The organism is Kurthia massiliensis (assembly GCF_000285555.1).
Lineage (GTDB): Bacteria > Bacillota > Bacilli > Bacillales_A > Planococcaceae > Kurthia > Kurthia massiliensis.
This window is the reverse complement of sequence record NZ_HE610998.1, coordinates 40,267-58,163: the sequence shown is the minus strand read 5'-3', so window position 1 is coordinate 58,163 and position 17,897 is coordinate 40,267. Positions and strand designations below refer to the sequence as shown.

The 17,897-nt window shown below is 40.6% G+C and carries 19 protein-coding genes; 14 read left to right on the top strand and 5 right to left on the bottom strand.

What is annotated here, in order from left to right; genetic code table 11:
* Positions 1–18: 18 nt before the first annotated feature.
* Positions 19–228, top strand: coding sequence for a DUF3951 domain-containing protein (locus KMHG_RS07870; RefSeq protein WP_010288515.1), 210 nt, complete (start codon positions 19–21; stop codon positions 226–228).
* A 37-nt stretch (positions 229–265) separates the two neighbouring features.
* Here the strand turns inward: KMHG_RS07870 and KMHG_RS07865 are convergent, their stop codons facing one another.
* Positions 266–925 (bottom strand): hypothetical protein, encoded by a 660-nt coding sequence (locus KMHG_RS07865; RefSeq protein ID WP_010288514.1) that lies wholly within the window; start codon positions 923–925, stop codon positions 266–268.
* A gap of 296 nt (positions 926–1,221) precedes the next feature.
* Between KMHG_RS07865 and KMHG_RS07860 the strand changes: the two genes are divergently transcribed.
* The 8 genes from KMHG_RS07860 to KMHG_RS07825 all read left to right on the top strand — a co-directional run bounded on the left by KMHG_RS07860 (position 1,222) and on the right by KMHG_RS07825 (position 8,039).
* Entirely contained in the window at positions 1,222–1,512 is a 291-nt protein-coding gene (locus KMHG_RS07860) for a rhodanese-like domain-containing protein (protein ID WP_010288513.1), read from the top strand.
* Between the two features lie 13 nt (positions 1,513–1,525).
* The gene (locus KMHG_RS07855) at positions 1,526–1,822 is read left to right on the top strand and encodes a rhodanese-like domain-containing protein (RefSeq protein WP_010288512.1); all 297 of its coding nucleotides are present in this window, start codon (positions 1,526–1,528) and stop codon (positions 1,820–1,822) included.
* A complete protein-coding gene (locus tag KMHG_RS07850; protein WP_010288511.1) occupies positions 1,822–2,082 on the top strand; it encodes a hypothetical protein in 261 nt (86 codons plus the stop codon). The genes KMHG_RS07855 and KMHG_RS07850 overlap by 1 nt, the downstream gene beginning before the upstream one ends.
* Positions 2,083–2,118: 36 nt before the next feature.
* Entirely contained in the window at positions 2,119–2,895 is a 777-nt protein-coding gene (locus KMHG_RS07845; RefSeq protein ID WP_010288510.1) for a sulfite exporter TauE/SafE family protein, read from the top strand.
* Between the two features lie 151 nt (positions 2,896–3,046).
* Positions 3,047–4,168 (top strand): hypothetical protein, encoded by a 1,122-nt coding sequence (locus KMHG_RS07840; RefSeq protein ID WP_010288509.1) that lies wholly within the window; start codon positions 3,047–3,049, stop codon positions 4,166–4,168.
* Positions 4,153–5,274: an AAA family ATPase gene (locus KMHG_RS07835; protein WP_010288508.1), complete on the top strand. Its 1,122-nt coding sequence runs from the start codon at positions 4,153–4,155 to the stop codon at positions 5,272–5,274. The genes KMHG_RS07840 and KMHG_RS07835 overlap by 16 nt, the downstream gene beginning before the upstream one ends.
* Positions 5,275–6,642, top strand: coding sequence for a VWA domain-containing protein (locus KMHG_RS07830; RefSeq protein ID WP_010288507.1), 1,368 nt, complete (start codon positions 5,275–5,277; stop codon positions 6,640–6,642).
* A 101-nt stretch (positions 6,643–6,743) separates the two neighbouring features.
* Entirely contained in the window at positions 6,744–8,039 is a 1,296-nt protein-coding gene (locus KMHG_RS07825) for an arsenic transporter (protein WP_010288506.1), read from the top strand.
* A 210-nt stretch (positions 8,040–8,249) separates the two neighbouring features.
* Here the strand turns inward: KMHG_RS07825 and KMHG_RS19055 are convergent, their stop codons facing one another.
* Positions 8,250–8,414 carry a hypothetical protein gene (locus KMHG_RS19055; RefSeq protein ID WP_154647363.1) on the bottom strand — a complete coding sequence of 55 codons (165 nt, stop codon included), beginning with the start codon at positions 8,412–8,414 and terminating at the stop codon, positions 8,250–8,252.
* Between the two features lie 251 nt (positions 8,415–8,665).
* Here KMHG_RS19055 and KMHG_RS07815 point away from each other — a divergent pair, with 251 nt between their 5' ends.
* Both KMHG_RS07815 and KMHG_RS07810 read left to right on the top strand, forming a co-directional pair.
* Positions 8,666–9,355, top strand: coding sequence for a response regulator transcription factor (locus KMHG_RS07815; RefSeq protein ID WP_010288505.1), 690 nt, complete (start codon positions 8,666–8,668; stop codon positions 9,353–9,355).
* A gap of 89 nt (positions 9,356–9,444) precedes the next feature.
* Complete coding sequence (locus KMHG_RS07810; RefSeq protein ID WP_010288503.1) at positions 9,445–11,499, top strand: histidine kinase dimerization/phospho-acceptor domain-containing protein; 2,055 nt, start codon at positions 9,445–9,447, stop codon at positions 11,497–11,499.
* A gap of 72 nt (positions 11,500–11,571) precedes the next feature.
* Here the strand turns inward: KMHG_RS07810 and KMHG_RS07805 are convergent, their stop codons facing one another.
* Entirely contained in the window at positions 11,572–12,012 is a 441-nt protein-coding gene (locus tag KMHG_RS07805; RefSeq protein WP_010288502.1) for a universal stress protein, read from the bottom strand.
* Between the two features lie 48 nt (positions 12,013–12,060).
* Positions 12,061–12,510: a universal stress protein gene (locus tag KMHG_RS07800; protein ID WP_010288501.1), complete on the bottom strand. Its 450-nt coding sequence runs from the start codon at positions 12,508–12,510 to the stop codon at positions 12,061–12,063.
* Between the two features lie 267 nt (positions 12,511–12,777).
* Between KMHG_RS07800 and KMHG_RS07795 the strand changes: the two genes are divergently transcribed.
* The gene (locus KMHG_RS07795) at positions 12,778–14,814 is read left to right on the top strand and encodes a DEAD/DEAH box helicase (RefSeq protein WP_010288500.1); all 2,037 of its coding nucleotides are present in this window, start codon (positions 12,778–12,780) and stop codon (positions 14,812–14,814) included.
* Between the two features lie 142 nt (positions 14,815–14,956).
* Here KMHG_RS07795 and KMHG_RS07790 read toward each other — a convergent pair whose 3' ends face one another.
* The gene (locus KMHG_RS07790) at positions 14,957–15,442 is read right to left on the bottom strand and encodes a YbaK/EbsC family protein (RefSeq protein ID WP_010288499.1); all 486 of its coding nucleotides are present in this window, start codon (positions 15,440–15,442) and stop codon (positions 14,957–14,959) included.
* Between the two features lie 131 nt (positions 15,443–15,573).
* Between KMHG_RS07790 and KMHG_RS07785 the strand changes: the two genes are divergently transcribed.
* The gene (locus tag KMHG_RS07785) at positions 15,574–16,071 is read left to right on the top strand and encodes a GNAT family N-acetyltransferase (protein ID WP_010288493.1); all 498 of its coding nucleotides are present in this window, start codon (positions 15,574–15,576) and stop codon (positions 16,069–16,071) included.
* A 692-nt stretch (positions 16,072–16,763) separates the two neighbouring features.
* Complete coding sequence (locus tag KMHG_RS07780; protein WP_010288492.1) at positions 16,764–17,894, top strand: GGDEF domain-containing protein; 1,131 nt, start codon at positions 16,764–16,766, stop codon at positions 17,892–17,894.
* Positions 17,895–17,897: the final 3 nt, after the last annotated feature.

Genomic DNA, 17,897 nt, shown 5'->3' with positions numbered 1-17,897 from the left:
CCAATGAGGTGATATATCATGACATGGATTAGCATCGGCATTGGCGTCGCTTTTTTACTATTGATTGCCATTGCGTTTTACAAAGTTGTCATTAAGCGTCGTCCTGTAGCAGATATGTACACACCGTTTGATAACGCCACATCAGGCAAAGATGACGGCGTGTCGCGTCAACCGATTCAAGATGATGAGACGTATATTGAACCGCGAACAGAACAAAAAAGAGATTAAAAAAAGGGGTACTCTTCAAATGAGTATCCCTTTTTGGTTATCGTTCGTAACCGTTACGGTAGTTAATGCCGTTATATGTACCGTTTGCAACAACGCCGTCAACGAAATATTTACCGCTATCTGCATGAATGCCTGTCAGTAGTACACCGTCGACGTAGCGCAAGTTGTCGTAAACGCCTGTGAATGCTTTCCCGTTGCGATAATAAATGCCGTCATATGTGCCATTTGCGACAACGCCTTTTATAAAGTATTTACCGCTATTTGCGTGAATCCCTGTTAATAACACGCCGTCAACGTAGCGTAAATTGTCGTAAACGCCTGTGAATTTTTTACCGCTACGATAATAAATGCCATCGTGCTGACCGTTTGCTACGACGCCATCAACAAAGTATTTGTTAGCATACATGCCTGTTAAAATTTTGCCGTTTACATAACGTTTGCCTTGTTGTACGCCGCTATATAAGCTGCCGTTATAGTACATCACATTTTTATATGTTTTCAGTCCTTTTGCTTCGATCGCATCGTAATACAGCGTATCTTTATAAACGGCATACCCTTTAACTGGTTGATTTTTTTTCGCATGATATAGCGTATAATACACTAATTTGTAAGAGGCAGCGGATGCTGGCATTGCAAGTGTCGACGTTAATAGCGCTGCACAACCCGCCGCGGCTAATAATTTTTTGACAGATTTCATTTTCCAAACTCCTTCATCGTGAAAGAGGAGAAATATCTCATCATGAGTAGGATATTTCGCCTCGATATTGTATCTATTTTTTCCTATTATACCATCAAAAAGTATTGATAAGTTGTATAACTATGGGAAATGATATGCCCCTATATGTATATACAATGTAAATTGATAAGTATTTATTGATTTAAAAGACAGAACTACGTTTAAATCGGCATTTTCACGTCGTCTAAACGTTTTATATTGACAAAATACCTTATGGGGTATAATATAAGCACCATCAACTAGCAGGAGGTTAAGTGATGTTTTCTTTCTTTACAAAAATTCCATCCATTTCTACCGCTGAATTAAAACAAATTATTAACGATCGTGATAAAATGTTCATCGATGTCCGTACGAAAGGTGAATACAAGGCAAATGGTTTACGCCAATTTAAAAATATCCCACTCGGGAGTGATTTCTCACGTTTACCGAAAGACAAAGATATTTATGTCATTTGTCAAAGTGGTATGCGCTCAAAAGCAGCGTGTAAACAAATGAAAAAACTAGGCTATCGCGTCACAAACGTGCGCGGTGGTATGCGTGCTTATTAGGAGGAAATGAACAATGAAACAAGTATCAACAACAGAACTACAACAACAATTAGCGAACGGTGAAGCAGTTCACATCATTGACGTGCGTAATCCAGACGAAGTCGCAGCAGGAAAAATTGCACAAGCGGTCAATATTCCACTGCATTTATTAGAAGCAAAAATGCCTGATTTAAATAAACAAACACCTTATATGATCATTTGTCGTTCAGGTGGCCGTAGTGCACAAGCTACACAATTTTTAGAAAGCTATGGTTTTGACGTGACGAACGTTCAAGGCGGTATGCTTGCATGGGAAGGCCCAACTGTTTAATGAGTTGTTTTGATAAGGGGCGACCGTGTTTTGTTCAAAACGCGGAAGTGTTATGGTTTCATCTTCAAAAACGATTTCAAAAAATAGATGCTAAGTTTATGGCTGATTTTTTGAAACAACTTCCAGAAGAAGAGAAGTATTACAAAGTAAATACATCTGATTTTAAGGTGATTGCGCGTTTTTTGACGAAAGAAGGTCATTCGTTTCATATTGAAAAAAAGTGTGCTCAAATCGTCGAGTTTGTCGTTAAAAAAGTGTAGTATAGAACAGGCAACAATGATGAAAGAAGGCTTTTTATGACAATCTCATTAGCGGTTACGCTATTTTGTATCGGGCTTGTCGGTTCATTTTTTTCGGGTATGCTTGGCATCGGTGGCGCTGTCGTCAAATTTCCGATGCTTCTATATATTCCTGCACTGCTCGGTGTCGGTTCATTCACACCGCATGAAGTATCAGGGATGACCGCTGTAGAAGTGCTCATTACATCTATTTCAGGTGTCATTGCGTTTAGAAATGGCGCATTTTTACATAAAGCACTCATTATTTGTATGGGAAGCGGCGTCATGATCGGCAGTATTGCAGGAAGCTTTTTATCGCGTGACTTATCAAATGAAAGTATTAATATGATGTATGGCGCTTTTGCGTTGTTAGCGGCACTAATGATGTTTATCCCGCGTAAAGAAGTACGAGAGACAGCAGTTGTCACATTTAATCGTTTTTATGCGTTTGGATTGGCACTCATTGTCGGGGTGACATCAGGTATTGTCGGTGCAGGCGGCGGCTTTTTAATTGTGCCGATTATGTTACTACTATTGAAAATCCCGACACGTATGGCGATTGCGTCTAGCTTAGCCATTACGTTTCTATCAGCAATCGGTAGTTCATTCGGTAAAATTGCGACTGGGCAAGTAGAATGGCTACCGTTATCCGTACTAGCGATCGCTGCGATGATCGGCGCACCATTTGGCGTCAAAGCAGCGAAACGTTTACCAGTGCGTCTGTTACAAACGATTTTAGCGCTCGTACTCGTAGGCGTTGCAACAAAAATTTGGATCGATATTTTAACCCCTTAAAGGGCATTCGTCGGAAACGGCGAGTGCTCTTATTTTTATATACATCATTTGAATGTTTACTTATAATATTGTATGAATATGAATATTTTCACAAAGCCTTCATTTTGCGTTAAAGTAAAGGCAGAGATTTTCGAATGAAGGGATTATGACGATGGACTATATTTATAGAAAAGAAGCGATGACGAAAACACCGCTTACACAGTTAGCGCTCGTCCATGACGATGTGCCACTATATTATGTAATGATGAAAAGACGCGATATCGAACAGATGACGACGCATATGCCGCAGTTGTTAGCACGTTATGAAAAACAGCTCAATCAGCAAGTGAGTCGCTTTCAATCTGCAAGCGCGTTAAGAGCGACATTTTTAGAGACGGAAAAAACGTTGTCGCGATTGGCGCAAACGAATGCAGCATATGAGGCAACACCGACCGTTGACACTGCATTGGCATTGTATGATGATATGATGCAACATATCGAATTTGCTGCGAAACATATACCATACATTTACGATGCGAATGCATGGACGCTCGGGAAGCACGGTGTGAATGAGGCGAGTATTCAAACGTTATTTGATGCCTTGTATGACATTGACGTGGACGTATATGCAGCAAATGTGACAGCTGACCAACTCGGGTTTGATGATGAATATGTGACGTTTTATATGATGTCTACCGATGTGTTGTACGATTTTTCGACGATGCTTAAAACGCATGATTTACCGAATTTCACGTTGAACATTGCGAAATATTTTAAAAAAGATGCGACGCGCGGGAAAACGAAAAGCGCTGTCGTCGAGCATGCGTTTATGCGCATCATTCGTGGGTTAGCGCTCGCACCGGTTGATGATGCGTTATGGTTATTCCGTCCAAATCCAGCATATCGTGTCGTATTAAGTGACGTGAAGTTACCAATTGTGACAGAACGAAAGCGCTATGTCGTTCGTTTATTACAACAAGCTACGACCATTCCACATAAAGCGATGCATTATGAAGACGGCCGTTTTACACGTGCGATGGAAGCAGTGGACGTGTCAGCGGAAGCACTAACAAACACATTGCAAGCACAACCGTTTATTGTGCAACAGTTCCAACAAACGAACAGCGCGCAATTTGACCGTGCGCATGTACCTGTCGATTTGCGCGTAATTGACGACATCGACGCATTTGTTGCAGAGGTAACGGCGGAATTGCCTGAAACGGAACGCGCTTTTTATACATTATTAACGAGTCATTTTAAAGAAGAGGTATCGAAACTATGCAAAACGTTGTAAAACAATTATTAGCGACAGAGAAAGCGATGAATGCTAATTTCGTCGAACGCCAAGCGGAAATTCGTGCGATTTTATTAGCGCTCGTTGCGAAGAAAAACATTTTACTAATCGGCCCACCGGGGGTTGCAAAATCAAGCATTATCCAACAATTTATCGACGCATTTACGGACGTGCAATCATTTACACGTTTAATTTCACCGACGACACAACCTGATGAATTGTTCGGTTCTGCTAAATTTGATCGTTTAAAAGAGGGGGTCATTGAACGAAATATTGACGGTCAATTACCGACTGCGCATTTCGCCTTTTTAGATGAAATTTTTAAATCGACATCTGATTTGTTAAACGGTTTATTAAAAATTATGAATGAACACCAATTTGAAAACGGTACAGACGTATTGAAAACACCGTTATTTACATTGATTGGTGCCAGCAATGAATTTCCTGAGGAAGAAGAACTCGCAGCATTGTACGACCGTTTTTTATTACGTCGTGAAGTCGAAAGTTTAAAAACACCAGACGATTTAATGACGATGCTACGTGGCTCAACGACAGCGGTCGACGTACCACCGATTTCGTTAGCACAATTACAAGCGTTACAGCAACTTGCGACAGAAGTCGTCGTGCCAGAACATGTATTGACACAGCTCGTATCGATTCATTTTCAATTAAAGGAACAAGGTATTCCTGTATCTGACCGTCGTACGAAACAATGTTTAACGATTCTTCAAGCAGAAGCGCTATTAAACGGGCGTATGCAAGTTGTGACGAACGATTTACGTGCGCTGACGGATTGTTTATGGATTGAGGCGGAAGATCGTGACGTCGTGAAAGCGGTCATTCATGAATATGTGCTCACACCACTCGACCATGCATTTGAAAAAGGGGACGCTTTTTATAGCGCGGTGACGACGAATGTGAAAGCGTTCGATAAAGCGGAGGATTTTGCGTATAAAGCGTATACGTCTTATGCGTCTGATACGTTAAACGATTGGCAAACTGTAAAAGCAGAAATTGAAGCACTCGTCGAAAATGACGACGACCGAGCACGTTTAGCATCGTTATCGACAAATATTGAACGCGCACTCACAAAGGTGTTGTTGTAAATGCAAGCACAAGTAAGCAAACAATATGAACGAATGCGTCGTCAGTTTACACAGTTTGACGACTTGATTGACGACTATGCACTGTCAGAAGCACTGTTACAAACGTTGTGGCGGACGCTTTATACAGGGGAGCAGATAATCGGTGAAAACGTGCAACCGTCTGATCACGTATTGTTACAACAGCTGTTTCAAACAGAAGCGTATACACGTTTGCAAGAAAATGCAAAAGGCAATGTGTTGTTATCAACGATTAGTACGTGGCGTTTTAGTTATGTCATCGGGGAATGGCTCAAAAAACAGGACGATGCACTCGCAAATGAAGATGTCGATGAGCACGAAAGCGATACGGAGAGCGATTTAGATTATAGTGCGTCTACGAATTCACAAGGCGCAGGTGATGATACGGCGGGCGCAGCGCAAGCGATGCAACAGTTGTTTATGGACGCAGAAGCGCTTGCACAGTGGCAACAAATGTTAGATGAACAAGCGGAAGAACTTGCGCAAGTGACGACGAACGTTGATGAATTGCTGCGAGGTTTAGCACCGAGCGTAGGCGCAGGCGATGCGAGTAAAGTGCCGGTAACGGAACAAATTAAACTCGCCGAACGCCTCGTAAACAATCCTGAACTGCGCAATATTGCTGAATGGGCGGGACGTTTTAAATTAAAAGCACGCCAAACGCGCAAAACGAAACAAGTGCGAACGATTTTAAAGCAAGGTATGACGACTGGGAATGCGGCCGAACGCCTATTACCGATTGAATATTTAAAGTCAGAAGCTGAAGAATCAAAGCTCGATTTCATGCACCGCTTCGCAGAAGGGCGAACGCAAATGTACGATTACAAAAAACGTTCGAAGCATAGTAAAGGGGCGTTTATCGTTTGCTATGACGAAAGTGGCAGTATGGCAGAGCTAGACGTTCAAGGAAAAGGGTTCGTGTTAGCGCTACTGGCGATTGCGAAAAAAGAAAAACGTGATTTCGTTTTTATTCCATTTAGTGGGGACGTCGGTTATAGTGACGTGAAAGTATTTAAAAAAGGCAAGCATACGGTAGATGATATGTTGCAAGTAGCGGCTAGTTACATTGGCGGGGGAACGAATTTTGAAGCCCCTCTTCGTGAAGCGATGATCCATTTACAACAATCAGCGAAAGACGGTGATATCGTTTTTATTACAGACGGTATGTGCCACATTTCAGATACATTTATCGACGAATTTAATACGTTAAAAATGAAACAACAATTTGAAATGTTGAGTCTAATTGTTGGCTATAATAAACATGAAGGGCTACTACCAGAAATATCAGACGATGTGCGTAAAATTCATCACTTTGAAGATGACCAAGGCACCGTTGCGTTTACACTTTAATGATAAGTACTGCATGCGTGCAGTGCTTATTTTTTGTACCTTGCTTTTCGACAAAAAAACGACTACGATAATGCTTAGTTGAATTTTTTGGAGGAATGACTGTGGGTACATTTTTACTCGCCTTTGGGATTTTTCTTGTGACGATTTTTTTCGTCATTTGGCAACCGAAAGGCTTTAATATCGGATACACAGCTTGTTTAGGTGCCCTCGTTGCGCTCCTATGTGGCGTCGTTGATATCGGAGACGTGTTAGAAGTTGTCGGCATTACGTGGAATGCGACATTGACGTTTATCGGCATCATTTTAGTATCGCTTATTTTAGATGAAATCGGGTTATTCGAATGGGCGGCGCTACATATGGCGCGTTTTGCACGTGGGAGTGGTGTTCGTTTATTTATTTTCGTCAGTATACTAGGCGCCATCGTTTCAGCACTTTTCGCAAATGACGGAGCAGCACTCATTTTAACGCCGATCGTGTTAGCGATGGTGCGTAATTTACAGTTTAAAGAAGCGATGCTTTTGCCATTTATTATGGCGAGCGGTTTTATCGCCGATACGACGTCGCTACCGTTTACGATTAGTAATTTAACGAATATCGTCTCGGCTGACTATTTTGGCATCGGTTTTGTCGCGTATGCATCGCATATGTTATTACCGAATTTATTTTCACTCGTAGCAACGATTGCGGTGTTGTATATTTATTTCCGCAAACAAATTCCGAAAACGTATGATGTGCAGACAGTAAAAGCACCGCATGAAGCGATTCGTCATGTCGGTTTATTCCGCTGGTCATGGGTTGTTATCGTCATTTTATTAGTCGGCTATGCATGTAGTGACCCACTCGGTATTCCTGTATCATTTATCGTTTTAACGGTCGGCTTACTATTTTTAGCAGCGACAGCGAAATCTTCTGTTGTGAATACGACCGCCGTATTAAAAGGTGCACCGTGGCATATCGTGTTATTTTCAATTGGTATGTACGTCGTCGTCTACGGTGTCGGTCACGCAGGCTTCACGACAGCATTGGCGCATGTCATTGAGTGGTGTGCGTCATATGGCCTATTCGCCGCAACCGTCTCGATGGGATTCATTGCGGCCATTTTATCGTCTGTTATGAACAATTTGCCGACTGTCATGATTGATGCGTTAGCCATCGCCGAAACGAGTACGTCAGGGGCCATTCGAGATGCGCTCGTATACGCAAACGTTATCGGTGTCGATTTAGGACCAAAAATCACGCCAATTGGCTCGCTTGCAACGCTCGTGTGGCTTCACGTGCTACGTCAGCAAGGTATTCACATCTCCTGGGGAACCTATTTCAAAACCGGAATTCGTCTTACACCGCCGATTTTGCTGATTACGCTCATAGGCCTTTACATTCGTTTAAATTTTATGTAGCATAGGACGTAAGGATTGTCTTAGGAAAGAAATAGCCCAAGTAGTAGGTTACCTATTACTTGGGCTATTTTTTATCGTTGAATTTATTTATAAGAGCAACTTATGTTTCATCACATATCATATGTTTTTTACTTATTAAATAAGAATTCATTTGTCATATAGATACATATAAAAAGAACAGCCTCGAAAGACTGCTCTATCTAGTCAACACTAGTGCGCGATTTTCGTACCGTTACGTTTTGCTTGACGGTGCTTTTCGGTTTCTTCAGGTGTTAATGATAAGTAGTTGATATCGTAAGCGTTGATTACGAATAGACCAAGTACAGAACCGATACCGATTACCATGAAGATGATTGTTGTAATGATAGCCATCATAATGATATAACCTCCAATCCTTTTATGCCTATTATACGTGGTTTTTCGAATCGTCGCCATATTTAATGGAAAGCCGTTACAAAAAATTCACGTTTGCCGCCTAATTTCATCAATATTATCGTAAAATTGTAATGAATTTGCCAATTTTAAGCAGTTAGCAGACAAATCTTAAGAATTTCTTCATAATGATAACGAACAATATTAAGAAAGACCGTTTAAAGTAAAGGTAACAACGACAAGGAGGACACAATATGTATACGATTTTAGTAGTAGATGACGATGCGGATATTCGAAATGGGATTGAAATTTATTTAAAAAATGAAGGTTATGAAGTCATTCAAGCAGCAGACGGCGAAGCAGCGCTAGACGTGTTAACGAAGCATGACGTACATCTTATCATTTTAGACGTGATGATGCCGAAGCTTGATGGCATACAAGCGACGTTCAAAATTCGTGCGGCGCAAAACATTCCGATTATTATGCTCAGTGCCAAAGTAGAAGAGACCGACCAAATTTTAGGGCTTTCTGTTGGCGCTGACGACTATATGACGAAGCCGTTTCGCCCGTTAGAGTTACTTGCACGCGTGAAATCTCAATTGCGTCGCTATATGACGCTAGGCACGTATCAGCAAGAACCCGCAGCGATGACCGTCGGGGATTTAACGTTGAATGAAGAAACGAAACAATGTACAGCACACGGTCAGGACGTCAAACTGACACCACGTGAGTTTCAAATTTTAGCGCTGTTAATGGCGCACCCCGGACGTGTGTATCCGATTGATGCGATTTATGAAGCTGTTTGGCAAGAGCCCGCGTATAACGCTGCAAACATCGTCGCTGTACATATTCGAAAAATCCGCGAAAAAATCGAAATCAATTCGAAAAATCCACAATATTTAAAAGTCGTATGGGGTGTCGGTTATAAAATCGACCCACAATAAATGGTCATTCGTCGCCATTGCCTTTGGTATCGCAGTAATTCTTTACTGCACCGTCCATTTTCTGTCGTTAGAAATGTAGAGGTGAACATATGAAAAAAGTGATACTTAGTTTATTGCTCGCTATCGTTTGCATGAGTTTATGTGCATGGGTTGCTAGCTTTGATAAACCGGAAAATTATGTAGATAGTGAATTATTTAAAGACGTACGCGCCGATATTTATCGTGATATCGATCAGCAAATTTTAGCACAATTAAAAGTGGACAATGTGCTAAAACATTATCGAGTGAAAAATGATGATGTAAACGCATTTCGCGAAAACTTGTCAGATTCTGAAGAGCAGCGTGCCGCCGAATTAAAATCGCATTTTAAGACGTTGGCAACGTATGAAATGACTGCGACACAGAAAAAAGCATTACGTCGTGAATTAAAGGAAGCGTTAAAATATAATACGAAAATTTATAATGATGATGCGTACGTGAAACAGTTATTATTGAAACGCAATCGCCACAAGATTGAAAAACAACTGCAAACGTTTCAATCGAAAAAACCAAAATATGATTACGTCTATCGTTTAACGAATCCGTACACAGGTGATGTATTGACGAATGGGCACAAAGATGATCAACCGTCTAAATACGTCATTCAACGTGAGAAAGACGAAGCGTATTTAATTGGCTCTTATCGTAATATAGACAGAAGCGCCATTTTTGATTTATTGCCCGCACGATATAAAACGTATGAAGGCACGATTTATGCAACTGAATCGACGATTGCATTGATGGAAGATGATGAACGTGGTTATATGAAGATGCAACAATTTTTAACGGTACTAAAGATTGCAGGGATTGTCGCACTCGTGTTAGCAGTACTTCTTTGGTTCTTCACACGTAAGCAATACAAACGCGCAAAAGGATACGTAGAAGTGCAAATCGGTTTCGTGATGGCCATTATGTGCATCGGTCTCGTAATTGGGGCGAACTGGTACGTCTATTTAAGAGATTTGACGTATTTACCATATGACCGGTATCTATATGTCGTCATGACGCTGTTAGCATCAGCCTTTTTCATCTATTGGTTATTATATATAATCCATAGCATCGTCTATAGCATAAAATCGGGTAATTGGCGACAAACGAGTTGGTTCAGCTTGAACAGTGATGTGTTCAAACACGCTTTTTATGTGCCACGTCACCCATTGTTTTTATTGTTTACGTGGATGGCCTTTTTCTTAGCAGGCATCGGCTTTGTGATCGTATCGCAAAACGGCTATCAAGATATTTGGTTCCTCTATATAATATTATGGGCTGTTGTGATGGTTCCGATGATCGTATTGGCATGGCGACAAATGGCTGCTATGAATACGGCGATTCGCCAAGCAACATTAAAAACAGCACCATTTTCAGGGCGTTATCCATTAGCAAAACATTCTGCACAAATTGCAGCATTGAAAATGAATATTGATGATTCTTATCGCGAACAACAAAAAAGTGAACGCATGAAAACGGAATTAATTACGAATGTCAGTCACGATTTACGGACACCATTGACTGCGATGATGACTTATACAGATTTATTAAAAAATCCGGCATTGACACAAGCAGAACGTGAACAATATGTCACTGTATTGGATAGTAAAACACAAAAGTTAAAAGTATTGATTGATGATTTATTTGACGTGTCGAAAATGGCTTCTGGGCAAGTGACCCTCAATCGCTCATCGGTCGATTACGTTCAAATGATTCAACAGCTTGTCGGCGAGCAACAAGCATTAGCTGAAGCACGCCATTTAACGTTGCGTATGCAATTTGATGTAGACAGTTATGTCATCAATGTAGATGCGGCGAAGTGGGCACGTATGATTGATAATTTAATTGGAAATGCGATTAAATATAGTACACCACATACACGCATTTACGTTCAGTTAGTCGAAGGGACGCTAATGATTAAAAATGTGACGGCGTACGAATTGCCTGAAGATATAGATGAACTGATGAACCGATTTAAACGTGGCGATGCGTCACGTCATACGGAAGGGTCAGGGCTTGGTTTAGCCATTGCACAATCGATTGCGAATCTACATGGCACAGCCGTTCAGCTACAAGTCGAAGGAGATTTATTCAAAGCGACAATTAAAGCACCTTAAATAAATTGCAATATAAAGGTGTGGCGTTAAGAGCCATTTAAAAAGTAGGAGCCAATAATCGGCCCCTACTTTTTAATTTGGACGACGAACGACGAGAACGTCACATGTCGCTGTATTTAATACAGCACTTGCGACACTGCCAATGACTAAATGTTCGACACCTTTTACGCTAGATGAACCGATAATGATTAAATCAGCATCTACGTGTTTTGCGATTTTTTTCGTAATTAACGAACGCGGTGAACCTGCTTCGACGATGACTTCAAATTGTGTGTTTGGCATGTCACTTTCGGCAATATAATGTTGAATCGCTTTCGATGCTTGTTCGTAAGCGATTTTTTCTTGTTCCCGTTGCGTCGTTGCATAATGTTCTAAGCTCGGCCAACTACGCGTGTCGACAATGTTAGTGACATATATTTTGGCGGCATGTCTACCTGCAACATCAATCGCATGCGATAAAATGATTGATGACATGTCCGAACCGTCGATACAAACTAAAATTCGTTGATACATATAATTCCCTTCTTTCCACGAGACATCGTTGGCGCGAGCGCGTTCATATTATGCGTCATTATAAACGACGAGCACGTCGCATTCTGCGGTGTTTAAAATATGGGTCGCTACGTTGCCGACGAAGCGCTCAGCACCTTTCTTTTGCGTACGTGCGCCACAAATAATCAATCCAGGTTGTATGTCTTTTGCAATTTTATGGGTAATGAGCTTCCGCGGTGAACCAGATTGTACGACGATATGCACACGATCATAGCGTTCAGGTGTATCTGACTTCGCTTTATATGCGGCGACAACTTCTTCACAACGTTTATAAGCATCTTCATTCATTTGGTCGTAAGTCATTGCTGCATACGATTTTAAATAAGGTATCGCGCGCATATCAATAATGCGTACGAGATATACATCTGAATCGTAACGTCCTGCAACGACGATCGCTTGTTCAAATAATTTATAAGAAAATTCCGAACCATCTACACATACCATAATTTTTTCATACATGCAAAACCCTCCCCTGAAATGTATTTATGTTTTTAATACCTCTTTCAAAAGACCATTAAACGCTTCGAAATCGCATGCTCGAGTTTAGGTCGATATACGTTAATATATTTGCAATTTACTAGTACTTTTGATGAAGGAATGCAATGCCATTTGCATGAAATTGTGCAAAAGCGATAAGTACATCGTCGTTTTGTCGATCAAATTACGTCTTAAGATAGGATATTTGGGTATAAGTGACATAATGATGTATAGATAGGAGGGATTCAGGTGAGCATATTAGATCGACAACTAGAGCGCTTCATCGAAATGGAACGGTTAGTGCGTGCAAAAGATAGTGGGCAATGGCGCGTGTGGCAGTTAACGAAAGATAGTTTCATGAAGCGACAGAGTATTGCATACTGGCGCTTTCCTTTATATATTGTGCAAGGTGACAATCGTCAACTTGCAGATATTTTAATTGTAGATCAACAACAAGGTTTAATTATTTTAGATATATATGATCAATCGTTCGCATCAATCGATATAGAAGCAGCGTATGAAAAAATGGAACGTCATGTCGATAGCGTACGGACATTTATCGGCCGTGACTCGGCGCTGGCTCCTTATGTGCAAGTAAAAGGGTTAATCGCGCTTCCACAAGTGAGCACCGCTGAATGGCACGAAGACGCGCGCTCATTATTGTTGAAAGAAGATTTAACGCTCTATCGCATGCAACAAAAAATAGAACAAGCACCGACGACGATGAAAAGCGGTCCGATGAGTGACATGCAATTTCAAGCGCTACAAGCTTTATTAAGCGGGATACGCATGCGTCCTGTTGAAAACGTGCCGACGACGGATTCTTCGCGTTTAAACGCCATTTATGAACTGTCGATGCGTCCGAAAGCGATAGATAGAAAGCAAGACATTCTAGGCAAAATCATCGCCCCTGGTCAGCAGCGCATTCGGGGCATCACAGGAACAGGTAAAACGGCGGTGCAATGTCAAAAAGCGGCACATATGCATTTGAAATATCCACATTGGCATATTGGCTTTGTGCATTACTCTGAAGATCTAGCACCATCATTAATCGAACAAATTGATTATTGGCTACGTTATTTTAGCAACAATGCGGTCGATTTCGAGCAAGCGCGTCCACATATTCATGTGCATTCCTTTTTTGGATCTGCCGGGTTTTTTGCTGAAATTTGTCAGGCGCATCAGTATGCGATGCCAAATGTGTCCCAATTTCAACGTCAACACCGCCTACAAGAGCGCAGTGAACTAATTGGTGCGCTTTGTCAGCGTTTTTTACATGACATCGACGTGATCCATCCGCTGTATGATGCTTTGCTCATCGATGAAGGGGAATGCTTTATGACTTCCGATACGTACAAATATGAAGAGCGTCAGCCGTTTTATTGGCTCAGTTATGAGTTGACGAAGCCGATAGACGGAGAAAAAGTAAATCGACGTTTAATTTGGGCGTACGATGAAAGTACCGATTTAACGAAAATGTTGACACCGACAGCGCGTGATATGTTCGGTGCACATACGACCTTTCGACATTTTGTGACGGGTATGCATAAAGGCGGCCTATTAAAAAGTGATTTAATGTTAACGTGTTACCGCACACCGGCGCCGGTCATTACGGCAGCTCATACAATTGGTATGGGATTGTTACGTAAAAAAGGGATGTTAGCAGGCGTGACGACAAAAGATGCATGGCAACATCTCGGCTATGATGTGTTAAAAGGGGTCTTTCAAGAAGGGGAACAAATTGTATTGCACAGACCGCCTGCACACTCGCCGAATCAAATCGCGAAGTTAACGGCTACTACACTGATGCAGTTACAATTACATCAAGAGCGAGAAGCGGAACTCGACCAACTTGCGACTGCACTACAAGTAAATCAACAACAAGATGGTCTAGATGTGTCGCGTCATATTAGCGTGTTGACGCTTGGCGAAGATCCTAATCTTCAACGTGAGATTGCTGATGGATTAGCAGCACGTGGTATAAAAACGTATCTTCCTCGAGATGTCCAAGATGACAGGAGCTTTTATGAGGAAGGTGCAGTGACGGTTTCTACGGTTTCACGTGCACGTGGCCAAGAAGCGTATGTCATTTACTTAATAGGATTAGAAAAACTTGCAATGGAAGAAGCGAATGTCACATTACGAAATGAACTATTTAACGCTTTAATGCGCACAAAAGGTTGGTGCTATTTATTTGGTCTCGGAGATGGTGAATTTTACGATGAACTATCGGAAGCGATTCAAACGGGCAATACGATTTCATTTACTTTTAAAAAATCGTCATAACGACAACGAGGCTGGGACAAAACATTTCATTTTCCTTTTTTAGTGTTCGCAACAAAAAACCGGAACCGCGCCACAGCGCGATTCCGGTTTTTCTTATGCTCATTTGAGATCGTGTTTTTACACTTATGTCCCAGCCTCGTTTTTATGATGGTGTATCATCTTGCCAACCTTTACTGATGTCGACCCATTGCTGATAGTTTGTAAATTGTTCTAACTCAGCGATTGATAATTCAATCGCGCTATTTGATGTGCCACACGCTGGAAAGACCGTATCGAAACGTTTTAATGAGGCATCTAAAAAAATGTCGACTGTTTCTGGTACGCCAAACGGGCAAACGCCACCGATTGCGTGGCCGACGCACGCTTCTACTTCATCAGGTGCGAGCATTTTCGCTTTTACGCCAAAATATTGTTTGAATTTCTTGTTGTCAATTTTGGCATCACCTGCAGCAACGATTAAAATGACATCGTCACCGACTGAAAATGTGAGCGATTTTGCAATGCGAGCAGGTTCGCATTTTAAGGCTGCAGCCGCTTGTGCCACCGTTGCGGACGATTGCGCTAAAATTTGAATACGGTGCGCTGCTTCAAATTGTGCTAAATGTTTTTCTGCTAATGTTAAACTCAAGTGATCATCTCCTACTTTTGATTATACAGAATATTCTGTTAATATGAAAAGAGAAAAACTTTTAAATCGCAACGTATGTAACGACGGAAAAATGGGTAATAGACAGGTAGATTGGAAAAGGAGCTGATTCGATGGAGATTCGCATTGCGAAGCCAGAAGATGCAGAACAATTACTAGAAGTCATTAAAAATGCAGACGCATATGATTCTGTAATCTTTCAATTAGGCGAGATGAACTTACAAGCACAACGTATTGCTGAATGGATGACAGAAAACGAAGACAGTATGACCATTTTTGTAGCAGAAGAAGATGAAAACATTATCGGCTATTTACAAGTGAAACGCGGTGTGTTACAAAGTACAAAGCATTGCGGTACAATTGCAGTCGGCGTGCACAGTAAAGCACGGGGCTCAGGCGTCGGTACGTCCTTGTTTGAGCATATGCATCAATGGGCACGAGAACATGGATTCCATCGGTTAGAGTTGATGGTATTAACGAATAACGTAAAAGGGATTTTCTTATTTAGAAAGATGGGTTATAAAATTGAAGGTACGAAACAAGATGCGATGTTTATCGAAGGGCGCTATATCGATGAGTATTATATGACGAAATTTATCGATGAAGCATAAATAACGCTTAAAAGCTAAGAAAGATGTTGAAATACATCTATTCTTAGTTTTTTTATGTTGAAAATTAATGATATAATATTACTATTTTAGATAAAAAAAGTTTAATTTTTATAAAAAGATGGTAATTTAGAATTACTAGTGTTATAAAAAATTCATTTCATTGGAGATGTATGTGAAAAAGAAACTAAAAAGATATTCCTGCCATTCTTCACAATTATAGTTTTTTCTATTGATGCAAATGTGGTCAGCGACGAAAGAAACAGTCAGCGAGACAAAAATCAAAACAGTACGCATACCGTCTATGAGCGATCAAAACCTTGTTTATATAAACGAGACGATTGTACCGGATGCACCGAGGCACCATAAAAAGATAGTGAAAAAAGAATCGAAGTATATGAAAAAGAAAATGAAAAAATGAAAGATTGCATGTTTTAGTAGCACGCGTGAAGAAGTAGTATTTTTGGTGTTTACAACATATCAATAGTGGTAAATATATAGTTAAATAGATTTACGTTATAACCGCTTTATGTGTAACTATTTATTCAATTTAAAAAAGGATGGAAATACCTATAAAATGTTCTGCTACTACTATGCATGAACTATATTGTTATAATATACTAAGTAAAGACGAGGAAAATCGTGAATCAAATGAAAGTCAAACGACAAAGTAGGAGATTTTTATTCGAGAATTATTGCTTTTACAACCACACCCAGGATGTGGTTTTTTTAACAAATTAACAATCGATAACGTCAATCGCGCGAAAATATCATTATTAATTATAAGCTTTTTAGAGTTAGCACTTATTATCCGTAATTTTATTAACCATGGACTTACGTTCCGATATTATGTCGTGTTTTATGTCGTGCTATTATCGATTTCACTTATTACGTTACTTATTTTATGGCGCATGCCGAACAAAGAACAACATATTATATTTTTAGACAGAGTCATGCTTAGCTATTATGTATTTTTGAACATATGGGGTGGCGCGCTAAGTGTATTAGACCAGTTTTCGTACGGCCAAGTGACAGCATACTTAGCAAATGTCCTCGTCGGCGTTTTGATGTATCATTCGAGTATGAAAAAATTCATCGTTATTCAATTCGTGCCACTCCTTATCGTGGCAGTCTCGCTATATCTTGCGCAAGCAAACTTCTCTGTATTTACAGGACATATGATTAATATTTTTGTGTTCATGGTGTTTGCGACGATTGGTTCTCGCTTTTTATATAACAGTGGGGCACAAAATTACATGCAACAACATTTGTTAACGGAAACAAATGCAGAGTTAGAGGCACTGAATGAAGAATTACAATATTTATCAGTGCGCGATGAGTTGACGACATTACCTAATCGACGCGGCTTATACCATTATGTAGAACAAAACTTACATGTACCCGATCAAACTGTGACAGCAGTTATTTTAGACATCGATGCGTTTAAACATTACAATGACTACTATGGCCATTTAGAAGGCGATAATGTGTTGCGCACCGTTGCAAAAGTTTTGCAAAAAGAAGCCGATCACATCCATGCGTTTGCAGCACGTTACGGTGGAGAAGAATTTATGTTTATTTTATTCAATCGTACCGAACATGAAACGCTCGCATTTGCAGAAAATGTGCGCACAGCGATTTTTGCAGAAAAGATTCCACATGCTGCATCTCCTTTTGAACCATACGTTTCGGTAAGTCTCGGCATTTCAAAACCACATTTATGCGAAGAAGTGAATATGACACAGTTATTTAAGGAAGCGGATGAAGCATTGTATGAAGCAAAATCAAATGGTCGTAATCAAGTGTTACGTTATGAACTAGTATAAAGA

Excerpts from the sequence above, each read along its gene's own strand:
- KMHG_RS07840 (WP_010288509.1), top strand. The coding sequence starts at position 3,047 with ATGGACTATATTTATAGAAAAGAAGCGATGACGAAAACACCGCTTACA.
- KMHG_RS07800 (WP_010288501.1), bottom strand. The coding sequence starts at position 12,510 with ATGTATGAAAAAATTATGGTATGTGTAGATGGTTCGGAATTTTCTTAT.
- KMHG_RS07850 (WP_010288511.1), top strand. The coding sequence starts at position 1,822 with ATGAGTTGTTTTGATAAGGGGCGACCGTGTTTTGTTCAAAACGCGGAA.
- KMHG_RS07810 (WP_010288503.1), top strand. The coding sequence starts at position 9,445 with ATGAAAAAAGTGATACTTAGTTTATTGCTCGCTATCGTTTGCATGAGT.
- KMHG_RS07835 (WP_010288508.1), top strand. The coding sequence starts at position 4,153 with ATGCAAAACGTTGTAAAACAATTATTAGCGACAGAGAAAGCGATGAAT.
- KMHG_RS07830 (WP_010288507.1), top strand. The coding sequence starts at position 5,275 with ATGCAAGCACAAGTAAGCAAACAATATGAACGAATGCGTCGTCAGTTT.
- KMHG_RS07815 (WP_010288505.1), top strand. The coding sequence starts at position 8,666 with ATGTATACGATTTTAGTAGTAGATGACGATGCGGATATTCGAAATGGG.
- KMHG_RS07785 (WP_010288493.1), top strand. The coding sequence starts at position 15,574 with ATGGAGATTCGCATTGCGAAGCCAGAAGATGCAGAACAATTACTAGAA.
- KMHG_RS07845 (WP_010288510.1), top strand. The coding sequence starts at position 2,119 with ATGACAATCTCATTAGCGGTTACGCTATTTTGTATCGGGCTTGTCGGT.
- KMHG_RS07870 (WP_010288515.1), top strand. The coding sequence starts at position 19 with ATGACATGGATTAGCATCGGCATTGGCGTCGCTTTTTTACTATTGATT.
- KMHG_RS07855 (WP_010288512.1), top strand. The coding sequence starts at position 1,526 with ATGAAACAAGTATCAACAACAGAACTACAACAACAATTAGCGAACGGT.
- KMHG_RS19055 (WP_154647363.1), bottom strand. The coding sequence starts at position 8,414 with ATGATGGCTATCATTACAACAATCATCTTCATGGTAATCGGTATCGGT.
- KMHG_RS07805 (WP_010288502.1), bottom strand. The coding sequence starts at position 12,012 with ATGTATCAACGAATTTTAGTTTGTATCGACGGTTCGGACATGTCATCA.
- KMHG_RS07865 (WP_010288514.1), bottom strand. The coding sequence starts at position 925 with ATGAAATCTGTCAAAAAATTATTAGCCGCGGCGGGTTGTGCAGCGCTA.
- KMHG_RS07860 (WP_010288513.1), top strand. The coding sequence starts at position 1,222 with ATGTTTTCTTTCTTTACAAAAATTCCATCCATTTCTACCGCTGAATTA.